Below are 10,399 nucleotides of genomic sequence, written 5' to 3'. Positions count from 1 at the left end.
GAGCCCTCGAGCGCCGTGACGCCGAGCACCGCACCCAGGTCTCCGACCAGGATGTCCAGGGATGGGTCCAGGCCCTGAAGAGCAAGGACCCGCAGTTCGAGCTCACGACGGTGCTCGTCAAGGTGCGACAGCTCTTCCCGGCGCTGCAGGAGGCCTGGTTCAAGCGGGAGCTCACGCCCATCCGCCCCTTCCTCTCGGACGCCACGTACCAGCGCTTCAACGTGCAGCTCCAGCTCATGTCAGCCCAGGGCGTGCGTGACGCGATCGCCGATGTGCGGCTGCTGGGCGTGCAGCTCATCGGCGTCCAGCAGAGCCCGTGGTTCGACAGCATCCAGGTGCGCGTGCACGCGGAGCTGCGCGACACGGACGTGCCCGCGAGCTCCTCGGACGAGCAGGCCCTCGCGGCGGCCCGGAAGGTCTCCCCCGAGCCCTTCACGGAGGTGTGGACCTTCGTGCGCAAGCCCGGGGCGCAGACGCGGGTGGGCCAGGATCTCTACCAGGGCAAGTGCCCCCACTGCGGCGCGCCCTATAAAGGAGGCGCCGCGAACGTCTGCGAGTACTGCGGCGCCGTGGTCAACTCCGGCAACTACGACTGGACGCTCTCGGAGATCACCCAGGGCGTCGAGTTCCACCGCTCCCCGGCCAACGTGAGCGGCTTGTCCGAGGCGCGTCAGGCGGATCCCGCGCTCAACCTGGAGATCCTCGAGGACCGGGCCTCGCTCCTGTTCTGGAAGTGGATCGACGCGCAGAGCCGCGGGGATGCGAGCCGGCTGGGCCAGGTGGCCAGCGCCGAGCTGGTCTCGCAGCTCGGTAAGGAGTTGGAGACGCTGGGCACGGCGGGCAAGCGCCGCGTCATCCAGGAGTGCGCCGTGGGTGCCGTCACAACTCGGGCCTTTGAGGTCCACCCGGAAGGCCATGATCTGGCCCATGTGGAGATCCGCTGGAGCGCGCGCATGGGCGTGGGGCCTGCCGAGCAGCGCCCACCGAAGCTGATGCCTGTTCCCCAGCGCTGGATCTTCACGCTGACGCGCAAGCACGGGGCAAAGACGAACACCTCCAACGGCATGTCCACCGATCGCTGCCCGCAGTGCAACGCGCCCCTGACGAGCAGCGGCGCCAGCACCTGCGACCACTGTGGAGCGCGGCTGGGCACGGGTGAGCAGGACTGGGTGCTCGCGTTGACCTTCCTCACCGAGACGTGGGAGGCGCGTCAGCGCGAGCTGCGGAGGTCCGGCGCCATGCGTCCCTCCCCTGCTGGTCCGGTGAGGCCCGAGCCCGTGCCGGCGGCCGCGATGGCAGGCGCGGGGACAGACGCCGTCATGGATGTCCAGGAGCGCGAGCGGCTCCTCTATATGATGGCTGCCATCGCCGCGGCGGACGGGGCGGTGGACACCTCGGAGCGCAAGCTGCTGAAGCTGTGCGCCACGCGCTGGAGCATCCCCTGGCAGAACGTGGAGATGGCGCTCACCTCCGGCTCACAGCTCTTCAGCAAGCTCATCCCGCGGGGAGCCCCGAGGCCTCCGTCTTCCTGAGCAACCTCGTCCAGATGGCGCTCGTGGACGGCCGCGTGGACCGCAAGGAGCGCCGGATGCTCGAGGCCGCCGCCGCGCACCTGGGCATCCTCCCGCAGCTCGAGTCAATGCTGCGCAAGTGACACCCCCTGCGGGCGCTCCGCCCGCTCAGGGATACATCACGAGGGTGCCCAGATCCTGGATCTGGACTCCCTCTGGGAACTCGCCCCGCCCGAGCACGAGGCCAACGTGAGCCACATGGGGAGGACCCGCTTGATGAGCACGTTCCGCAAGCCACAGCTCCGAGACACCGCCAATGGCGACTCTCTTGAGCAGCTCGTAGCTGCCGAAGGGGCGAGGAGTCATGGCTCAGGCACCTGGCCCACCTGCCTCCAGGGCTCAGGCCTTCTCCCGGCGCGAGGCCCTCTTCTCGCGCTCGCCCAGCGCCGCCTGCAGGAACTTGCCCGCGAGCTTGCGGCCGATGAGCTGCTGCGCCAGCTCCCCTGCCTCCACGAGCTTGTCCATGTGGATGCCCGTCTCCACGCCCATGCCATGGAACATGAAGACGGCATCCTCGGTGGCCAGGTTGCCCGCCGCGCCGGGCGCGTAGGGACACCCGCCCAGTCCACCAATGCTGGCGTCGAACGTCGTCACCCCTGCGGACAGCCCCACCAGCGCGTTGGCCAGCGCCGTGCCGCGCGTGTCGTGCAGGTGCAGCGCCAGCTTCTCCACGGGGATGTACTTCATCAGGGCCACGAGGATCTCCTCGGTCTGCCGCGGCGTGCCCACGCCGATCGTGTCCCCCAGGCTGAGCTGGTAGAGGCCCATGTCCACCAACCGGCGGCAGATGTCCACCACGCGCTCCACCGGCACATGCCCCTCGTAGGGGCAGCCCCACACGGTGGACAGGTAGCCGCGCACGCGCATGCCTGCCTGCGTGGCCGCCGCCGTGACTTCGCGCGAGGTCTCCAGCGCCTCGGCGATCGTCTTGTTGATGTTCTTCTTCGAGTGGGCCTCGGAGGCCGAGATGAAGACGGCCGCCTCCTCCAGCCCGGCCTCGCGCGCCCGGACCAGACCCTTGAGGTTGGGCACCAGGGCCGAGAACGTCACGCCCGGCTTCTTCCCCACCAGGCGCAGCACCTCCTCGGCGTCCGCGAGCTGGGGGATCCACTTCGGTGACACGAACGACGTCACCTCGATCCGCTTCTCGCCGGAGGCCACCAGCGCCTCGATCAGGCGCGCCTTGTCCCGGGTCGGCAGCGTGCGCAGCTCGTTCTGCAGACCATCCCTCGGGCCGACCTCGTAGACGTCGACCCGCCGGGGGAGGCTGCCGAGCCACCCACCTACGCGCGTGCTGGAATGTGGGTTCGAATCCACTGGACGATGTCCTGCGTCGAGCTCCCGGGGGTGAAGATCTCCGTCACTCCCATGCCCTTGAGTTTCGGAATGTCGTCGTCCGGGATGATGCCGCCTCCGAACAGTCTGATGTCGTCGGCCTTGTTCTGTTTCAACAGGTCGATGACGGCGGGAAAGAGCGTCATGTGCGCGCCGGACATGATGGACATGCCGATCGCGTCGACGTCCTCCTGGATGGCGGCGTTGACGATCATCTCGGGCGTCTGATGCAGCCCTGTGTAGATGACCTCCATGCCCGCATCGCGCAAGGCCCGTGCGATGATCTTCGCACCGCGGTCGTGCCCATCCAGGCCGGGTTTGGCCACCAGAATTCGAAGCTTCCTCTCAGCCATGTCGCAGCTCAGCTCCCACGATGAGGTCCGTCGCAGTGGACGACAGTGGCTCGCCCTCCAGGCCACCGTGCACCCACTTCGCCGCCAGGCCTGTCGATTCCAACAGTTGGGCCAGTTCCGCAAGGGGATAGTAGCGGATGGTGTAAACCCCTGAAAGGACGCGGCCATCTGGCAGGGTAAGTCGCCTCCGCCCGTGGTCCGTGCCGGTATCGGGATCGTAGTGGCTCTCCTCCTCCAGCAGGCTCCCGTCCGGCAGGGTGCGCTGGAAGACCGCGTCTGGCTGCTCGCTCAAGCGCTCGCAGGGCACTGTGTGGAGGACCAGGAGCGCCCCTGGCCGCAGGCACCGGGCCACCTCCCGGAGGATGACGCGGTGCTCCATCTCGGAGAAGGCGAACAGCGTCGAGTACCACGCGTAGGCCCCCGCCAGAGAGCCGCTCTGGAACGGGAGGGCTCGCAGGTCACCTTGGACGGCCGGGAAGCCGGGGGCTCGGTGGGACAGGGAGTACGTATCCAGCTCCATGCCCACCACCCTGCCCGCCAAGGCCCCAGAGGTATTGAGGGGGGCGGCGTGACGGCCGTGGCCACAGCCCAGATCCACCACGGGCCCGGGCAACGCCAGGCCGGTGAAGCAGCGCTCCAGGTAGGCCACCTCCCGGGCCGTGATCTCCGGAGACAGGAAGGGCTGCGTGCTGCGCAGGTACAGCTCGCCGAAGAAGCTCACGCGCTCTGGGTACAGCGCCTGGGATGACAAGTCCACACGCGCATTGCCCTCATCCAGGGAGGAAGGAGGAACCCACGCAATTCTTAAGATCTGACTCACTGGAATAAGCGCTCTCAGGGTTTGCAGCTTTGCAAAGAGTTGCAAGACTTCTGATGCCAGACGTCAGGCGCCAGCACGATTCGTGGGCGGAATCTTTACATGAGAGCTGTGGATGTGTTTGGGTGCGTCCCGCTTCGATGGAGTCGAGCAACGCGGACTCGCAGCAGCCATGATCTGACGTCCCATCGAATCGAGCCAAAACACAAGAGGGGCAGATTCATGGCGCATACCTCACAGCATTCTCCCGAGCTACAGACGCAGCAGCACCTCGGAAGGGGCCCGCAGGAGCGGCCCCTCTCTCGCACGGAGAAGGTGCCCTTCCAGGAGGCTCTGGAAGAAGTGGGCACGCTGCTCGCTTTCACCGAAGGTGACGAGGAGACGACGGATCCCCGAGCGGAGGGGGCGTGCCTCTTCGATCTGAAGCCTGAAGAGTGGCGGTTCGTGCGCAATGCGCCGCTGGCAGGCTTTCTGATGGTGGCCGGCGCGGATGGCACGGTCCTCCCGAGAGAGCGGCGGGCCCTGGTGAGCGCGCTCGAGCAGGGCAAGAGTGCCTCATGCGAGATCTTCCGGGCGGTGTGCCGGGAGCTCTGCCGCCAGCGCAACACGCTGATGGAGGTACTTGTCTCCGACACGCTCGAGCGCGATCAACTGTCCGAGGCGTACCGCCTGGTGAGCGGAAGTCTGGGCTCGGAAGAAGCGGAGCGCTTCAAGGAGTGCCTGCTGAAGCTGGGCCGGCAGGTGGCCAAGGCCTCTGGGGGCTTGATTGCCTCGTGGGGCGGGTTGCGCGGTGTGGAGCGGCGCGCCCTGGCCGATCTGGCCACAGCGCTCGGCACCGGCCGCTAGAGCGCCCCACCCTCACGGTGGCTCAAGGTGCGTGGGGAGCCGCGCACCCAGGAAGCTCACGGGTGAGCAGCCGCGCGCCTGGGCGGCATCCAGAGGAGGGCCAGCTCCAGCGGGACGGCCTCGAAGGGCTCCACACGCACCGTTGCCCCCCCTTCGTGAAGCCCCAGGCGCACCCAACCGTTCTTCCCGTTCCGGTACGCCTCCAGGGTGTAGCGGATGGGGTCGATGATCCACGCGTGGCTGACGCCCTGGGCGTGGTACAGCGGCATCTTGCGCCACCGGTCCACGAGATGCCTGGAGGGTGACAGCACTTCACAGACCCAGTCTGGAGCGAGCGTCATCCACGGCACGTCCGGAGGTTCCGGCACCCGCTCCCGGCGCCAGCCCGCCAGGTCTGGTACGAGCACGTTGCCGCCGAGGTGCAGCTCCGGCTCATCGAAGAACCACCACCCGCCTGGGCCGCCCCGGCCCAGATCGAAAGGCAGTGTCAGGAGGGCTCCCAGTCTGGAGGCCACCTGCAGGTGCCGCGATGCGGGCCGCGGCGAGGCGTACAGCTCATCGCAGATGATCTCCCCGACCCACCCGATGGGGAGCGCTTCGATGTCCTCATACGTCGCCGGCTTCTTGCCCTTCCCTTGTCCCATCCCCACTCCTCCACAAGAAGTGACCCACCGGGTCACCCTTGTATCACCCTATTTCCCAGGGCGTCCACGTGTGAGGGTGGGATTCTACGTACCGGTCCGACACGCGCTCTGTCAGAACGCGCCACCCTCGCGGTATGCGCCCCAGACCTTGCGGAACACATCACAGACCTCGCCCAGGGTGGCGTAGGCCTTCACGGCCTCGAGCACCGGCGGCACCAGGTTCTCTGTGCCACGCGCCGCCGCCTCCACCTTGACCAGCGCGGCCTGCACGGCCTCGTTGTTGCGGTCGGCCTTCACCTGCGCCAGCCGCGCCTGCTGCTCCTCGGCCACCTTGTCGGCGATGTGGAGCAGCTCGATGGGTGCGTCCTTGTCGGCCTTGAAGGCGTTCACGCCCACGATGAGCCGATCCCCCTGCTCCACCTCGCGCTGGAAGCGGTAGGCGCTCTCGCCGATCTCCTTCTGGGGATACTGCTCCTCCACGGCGCGGATGATGCCGCCCATCTCGTCGATGCGGCGGATGTACTCCAGCGCCCGCTTCTCCATCTCGTCCGTGAGGTACTCCACGTAGTAGCTGCCCGCGAGCGGATCCACCACGCGGTCCGCCCCGGACTCGTGCGCGATCAGCTGCTGCGTGCGCAGCGCGATCGTCACCGACTCTTCCGTAGGCAGCGCATACGTCTCATCCAACGAGTTCGTGTGCAGCGACTGCGTGCCGCCCAGCACCGCCGCCATCGCCTGCAGCGCCGTGCGCACCACGTTGTTGTAGGGCTGCTGCGCCGTCAGCGAAACGCCCGCGGTCTGCGCGTGCGTCTTCAGCTGCCACGAGCGCGGGTTCTTCGCGCCGAACCGGTAGCGCATCACGTTCGCCCAGATGCGGCGGGCCGCGCGGAACTTGGCGATCTCCTCGAAGAAGTCGTTGTGCACGTCCCAGAAGAAGCTCAGCTGTGGCGCGAACGCGTCCACGTCCAGCCCCCGCTTCACGCACTCCTCCACGTAGCCGATGCCGTCCGCCAGCGTGAAGGCCAGCTCCTGGACCGCCGTCGCCCCTGCCTCGCGGATGTGGTAGCCGCTGATCGACACCGGGTACCACTTGGGCATGTTCTTCGTGCAGAACTCGATCATGTCCGTGACGATCCGCACGGCCGGCCGCGGCGCGACGATCCACTCCTTCTGCGCGATGTACTCCTTCAGCATGTCGTTCTGGATGGTGCCCGCCAGCTTCGCCATCGGAACGCCCTGCTGCTCACCCACCGCGATGTACATGCAGAGCGCCACGATCGCGCTCGCGTTGATCGTCATCGAGGTGGTGACCTTGTCCAGCTGGATCCCGTCGAAGAGGATCTCGAAGTCGCGCAGCGAGGAGATGGCGACGCCCTCCTTGCCCACCTCGCCGCGGCTCATGGAGTGGTCCGCGTCGTAGCCCATCAGCGCCGGCATATCGAACGCCGTCGACAGGCCCGTCATGCCGTGGCTGATGAGATACTTGAACCGCTTGTTCGTGTCCGCTGGCGTGCCGAAGCCCGCGAACTGGCGCATGGTCCACAGCCGGCCCCGGTACATGGTGGGCTGCGTGCCGCGGGTGAACGGGAACTGCCCCGGCAGCCCAATGCGCTCGGCCTGCTCGTCCTTGCGATCCGCCAGCGTCATCAGGTCCGGGATGGGGATGCCCGAGTCCGTGATGAACTGCTTGCGCCGCAGCGGCATCTTCGCCGTCACCTGGGCAAGATCCTCCTTGACCCACTTCTCCGCCTGCTTCGCCGCGGCCTTCACCGCGCCCGCGTCGTAGCTCTTCAGCGCGGCGGCCTTCTTCTTCTTCGGGGCTGCCTTCTTCACCGCAGCCTTGGCCACCTTGGCCACCTTCCGGACGGCCTTGGCCAACTTTGAAGGCTTGCCGCCCTTCGAGTGGACAGAGGCCTTCTTCGAAGACTGGGAGGAGGAAGGGCGAGCGACGGTCTTGGGAGCGGTGCGCGCGGGCATGGCGCGGGATGTAGCACCCGCATCCAGGGGTCGCAAGCCGAGCGAAATCGCGGTGTCAGCGGTGCTTCGCGAGCCCCTCACGCAGGCGGCGAGCCCCCTCCTCCAGCACCCCGTCCGTCTTGCAGAAGGCGAAGCGCGCGAAGCGCTGCCCCAGGTGCTTGTGCTCCGCTGAGTAGAAGACGCTGGGGGGAATGGCCGCTACGCCCACCTGCGTCACCAGATGCCGACAGAAGGCCACGTCATCCGAGAAGCCCAGGTGGGAGATATCCGCCAGGATGAAGTAGCTCCCCTCAGGGGCGTGCGCGGGCAGACCTGCCTCCCGAACGCCGCGCAGCAGCTTCTCCCGCCGCGCCAGGTAGCTCGCCGCCAGCTCCTGGAAGTAGCTGTCGGGCAGCCGCAGCGCTGCGGCCGTGGCCGCCTGCAACGGCGATGCGGTCGCAAACGTGACGAACTGGTGAGCACGCTGCACTGCGTCACGAAGCGGCGGCGGCGCGATCACCCAGCCGATCTTCCAGCCAGTGAGGCTGAACGTCTTCCCCATGCTGCTCACGGTGACGGTCCGGTCCGCCAGGGAGGGGATCGTCGCGGGGCGTATGTGCCGAGCCGGCGCGAAGACGATGTGCTCGTACACCTCGTCCGAGAGCACCTTCACGTCGTACTTCACGCACAGCTCGCCGAACCGCTCCAGCTCCTCGCGGGTGAACACCTTGCCCGTGGGGTTCTGTGGGCTGTTCAGGATGAGCAGCCGCGTGCGCGGGGTGAAGGCCGCCTCCAGCTCCGCCCAATCGATCCACCACTGGGAGTGCTGCGCGTCCGGAGCCCGCAGCGGCACGTAGCACGCCTTGGCCCCCACGAACGTGATGTTCGCGTCGTACGAGTCATAGAAGGGCTCGAACGCCACCACCTCGTCCCCCGGATCCACCAGGCCCAGGATGACATCCAGGATGGCCTCGGTGGCGCCGCTGGTGACGGTGACCATGGTGTCCGGGTCCACCTTCTGGCCGTAGAAGCGCGCGGCATGCTCGGCGATGGCCAGCCGGAGCTCCTTGGAGCCCATGCCCATGGCGTACTGGTTGATGCCGTCGCGGATGGCACGCTGCGCGGCCTCCTTCACCGCCTCGGGCCCGTCGAAGTCCGGGAAGCCCTGCCCCAGGTTCACCGCGCCGTGCTTCTGGGCGAGCGCGCTGAACTCCGAGAAGACCGTGGTGCCAAACCGGGAGACGCGTTCCGCGGCGTGTGGACGGCTCATCGTGAGGCTCCTGTGGCGGCCGACAGTTGGGGGGGCGCCGCGCTAGGGGCGCACGATAGCGTCCACGGGCATGGAACGCTCGGATGTGTAGCCCCGGCGGCTGCTTGACCGGGATAAGGCCATGGCCAGCCCCGCCGACAGCACCACCACGGGCAGCACGGCCACCAGGTCAACGGCATAGTGGAAGCGCCCAGACAGCGTTGCGACGATGAGGCCGATGCCGGGCAGCAGCATCGTCCAGAAGACCCGCCGCGAGAACCGGAACGCGTAGAAGAGGACCAGGAGCGTGGCCCCGGTGTGGCCCGACGGGAAGCAGTCGCGGATGAAGATCGGCGTGCGCATCAGCGAGTCCAGGAACGGAGTCACGACCACTCCCTGGAGCGGTCCCGGGAACGAGCTCGCGAGGAAGAGCCGCGGCCCGATTGCGGGTACCACGATGTAGGCCGAGTAGCCCACGGCGAAGAAGACCCCGAGCGCCAGCAGGAACTCGTCGAACGCGGCCGTGCGCTTGTGGAGGTACAGCGTCACGCCCAGCGAGAAGCCCCAGACGAAGTGGCCGTAGTAGCAGACCATCAGCACGTCCTGAAGCCAGGGCGGCACCGCGTTCGAGATCAGCACCGAGACCTGGAAGCCGAACAGCCGCTCCTCGAGGGTGGCGAGCTGCGCGTCCCAGAGGACAGGGGTGATGGCATCCACGAGCGGGTTGAGCAGCTCGTGGGCCACCAGCACCACGGGAAGCAGCCAGAAGTCGGCCACCCAGCTCAGCACCCACTGCCGGGGCCATGTCGCCTGAAGCGTGCGGAGCACCAATGGCCCCAGCGCCAAGACGGCGAAGCCCACCGCGGACGGCAGCGCCCCGGGCGCCCAGCGGCACGGCCCCACGAGCGCCAGCGCGGCGAGCGAGCAGACGGACACGATGATCAGATCGACTGGCTTCAGCCGCACCTTCCCCTGGCGCGCGATCCAGGGGAGGCTGTCGGAGGACCAGGGGCTCATGCCGACTTCCGCTCCTCAGAGGGAGAGGCGGGCTCGCCTGCCGTGCTGATGTCCAGGCTCCGAACCACCGCTGCCTCCTCCGCGCCCTTCCCGTGGCGAAACCTCCAGCGCTCGAGCAGCGCCAGCAGCGCTGGAAAGAACACAGTCGTTCCCAGGAAGGTGCACACGACCCCGAGGAGCGCAATCTGTCCAATGGAGCGCAGTCCCTGGTGGCTGGCCACCAGCAGCGCCCCGTAGCCAGCGGCGTTGGACAAGGTGGCTGCCACCGCCGCCAGGCCCGTGTGCCGCACCACATGCCCCAGAGAGCCCGGCCCCTCCTCCTCGTACCGGTGGAAGAGGTGCACGGAGTTGTCCACCGCAATCGCCAGCAGGTTGGGCAGCACCACCGCATTGATGAAGTTGAGCTGCACGTCGAACAGGTACATGCCCCCGGCCAGACACACCATCCCGAGGAACAGCGGCCCCGCAACGAGCAGCGCTTTCTTCAGGCTGCGCAGACTGGCGAAGATGGCCAGGAACACCACCACCGCCGCCGCACCGAGAATGAACGGCCCATCCCCGCGCACCAGCGTGAAGATGCGCGAGGCGATGCGGTTGCTGTCCAGCACCGA

11 protein-coding genes are annotated in these 10,399 nt (G+C 67.7%); 2 read left to right on the top strand and 9 right to left on the bottom strand.

Annotated features, from left to right (window positions below; all coding sequences use genetic code 11):
* Positions 1 to 1,532 (top strand): TIM44-like domain-containing protein (locus tag VD972_RS22325; RefSeq protein ID WP_324990173.1); only part of this gene is annotated, 1,532 nt, incomplete at its 5' end.
* Between the two features lie 147 nt (positions 1,533 to 1,679).
* Here VD972_RS22325 and VD972_RS22320 read toward each other — a convergent pair.
* From VD972_RS22320 to VD972_RS22305, 4 genes are read right to left on the bottom strand one after another with little or no spacing between them, the layout of a single operon-like run.
* Entirely contained in the window at positions 1,680 to 1,877 is a 198-nt protein-coding gene (locus VD972_RS22320; protein ID WP_324990171.1) for a hypothetical protein, read from the bottom strand.
* A gap of 33 nt (positions 1,878 to 1,910) precedes the next feature.
* On the bottom strand, positions 1,911 to 2,888 hold the full coding sequence (locus VD972_RS22315; RefSeq protein ID WP_324990169.1) for a hydroxymethylglutaryl-CoA lyase: 978 nt from the start codon (positions 2,886 to 2,888) through the stop codon (positions 1,911 to 1,913).
* Entirely contained in the window at positions 2,855 to 3,259 is a 405-nt protein-coding gene (locus tag VD972_RS22310) for a cobalamin B12-binding domain-containing protein (RefSeq protein ID WP_324990168.1), read from the bottom strand. Before VD972_RS22310 ends, VD972_RS22315 begins: the two co-directional genes overlap by 34 nt.
* Positions 3,252 to 3,980 (bottom strand): class I SAM-dependent methyltransferase, encoded by a 729-nt coding sequence (locus tag VD972_RS22305; RefSeq protein ID WP_324990175.1) that lies wholly within the window; start codon positions 3,978 to 3,980, stop codon positions 3,252 to 3,254. Before VD972_RS22305 ends, VD972_RS22310 begins: the two co-directional genes overlap by 8 nt.
* A 318-nt stretch (positions 3,981 to 4,298) precedes the next feature.
* Between VD972_RS22305 and VD972_RS22300 the strand changes: the two genes are divergently transcribed.
* A complete protein-coding gene (locus tag VD972_RS22300; protein ID WP_324990166.1) occupies positions 4,299 to 4,922 on the top strand; it encodes a hypothetical protein in 624 nt (207 codons plus the stop codon).
* Positions 4,923 to 4,978: 56 nt separating this feature from the next.
* Here the strand turns inward: VD972_RS22300 and VD972_RS22295 are convergent, their stop codons facing one another.
* From VD972_RS22295 to VD972_RS22275, 5 genes are all read right to left on the bottom strand, one after another.
* A complete protein-coding gene (locus VD972_RS22295) occupies positions 4,979 to 5,566 on the bottom strand; it encodes a Uma2 family endonuclease (RefSeq protein WP_324990164.1) in 588 nt (195 codons plus the stop codon).
* A 111-nt stretch (positions 5,567 to 5,677) separates the two neighbouring features.
* The gene (locus VD972_RS22290) at positions 5,678 to 7,543 is read right to left on the bottom strand and encodes a methylmalonyl-CoA mutase family protein (RefSeq protein ID WP_324990162.1); all 1,866 of its coding nucleotides are present in this window, start codon (positions 7,541 to 7,543) and stop codon (positions 5,678 to 5,680) included.
* A gap of 55 nt (positions 7,544 to 7,598) precedes the next feature.
* Positions 7,599 to 8,792 carry an aminotransferase class I/II-fold pyridoxal phosphate-dependent enzyme gene (locus tag VD972_RS22285; protein ID WP_324990160.1) on the bottom strand — a complete coding sequence of 398 codons (1,194 nt, stop codon included), beginning with the start codon at positions 8,790 to 8,792 and terminating at the stop codon, positions 7,599 to 7,601.
* 42 nt (positions 8,793 to 8,834) lie between these two features.
* Complete coding sequence (locus VD972_RS22280; protein WP_324990158.1) at positions 8,835 to 9,788, bottom strand: phosphatase PAP2 family protein; 954 nt, start codon at positions 9,786 to 9,788, stop codon at positions 8,835 to 8,837.
* A partial coding sequence (locus VD972_RS22275) for an MMPL family transporter (protein WP_324990156.1) occupies positions 9,785 to 10,399 on the bottom strand: 615 nt, incomplete at its 5' end. The genes VD972_RS22275 and VD972_RS22280, both read right to left, overlap by 4 nt.

This window comes from Hyalangium sp., from assembly GCF_035629615.1.
Taxonomy (GTDB): domain Bacteria; phylum Myxococcota; class Myxococcia; order Myxococcales; family Myxococcaceae; genus Hyalangium.
The sequence above is the reverse complement of the archived record's forward strand: the minus strand, read 5'-3'. Positions and strand labels throughout refer to the sequence as shown.

Excerpts from the sequence above, each read along its gene's own strand:
- VD972_RS22320 (WP_324990171.1), bottom strand. The coding sequence starts at position 1,877 with ATGACTCCTCGCCCCTTCGGCAGCTACGAGCTGCTCAAGAGAGTCGCC.
- VD972_RS22280 (WP_324990158.1), bottom strand. The coding sequence starts at position 9,788 with ATGAGCCCCTGGTCCTCCGACAGCCTCCCCTGGATCGCGCGCCAGGGG.
- VD972_RS22300 (WP_324990166.1), top strand. The coding sequence starts at position 4,299 with ATGGCGCATACCTCACAGCATTCTCCCGAGCTACAGACGCAGCAGCAC.
- VD972_RS22295 (WP_324990164.1), bottom strand. The coding sequence starts at position 5,566 with ATGGGACAAGGGAAGGGCAAGAAGCCGGCGACGTATGAGGACATCGAA.
- VD972_RS22310 (WP_324990168.1), bottom strand. The coding sequence starts at position 3,259 with ATGGCTGAGAGGAAGCTTCGAATTCTGGTGGCCAAACCCGGCCTGGAT.
- VD972_RS22290 (WP_324990162.1), bottom strand. The coding sequence starts at position 7,543 with ATGCCCGCGCGCACCGCTCCCAAGACCGTCGCTCGCCCTTCCTCCTCC.
- VD972_RS22285 (WP_324990160.1), bottom strand. The coding sequence starts at position 8,792 with ATGAGCCGTCCACACGCCGCGGAACGCGTCTCCCGGTTTGGCACCACG.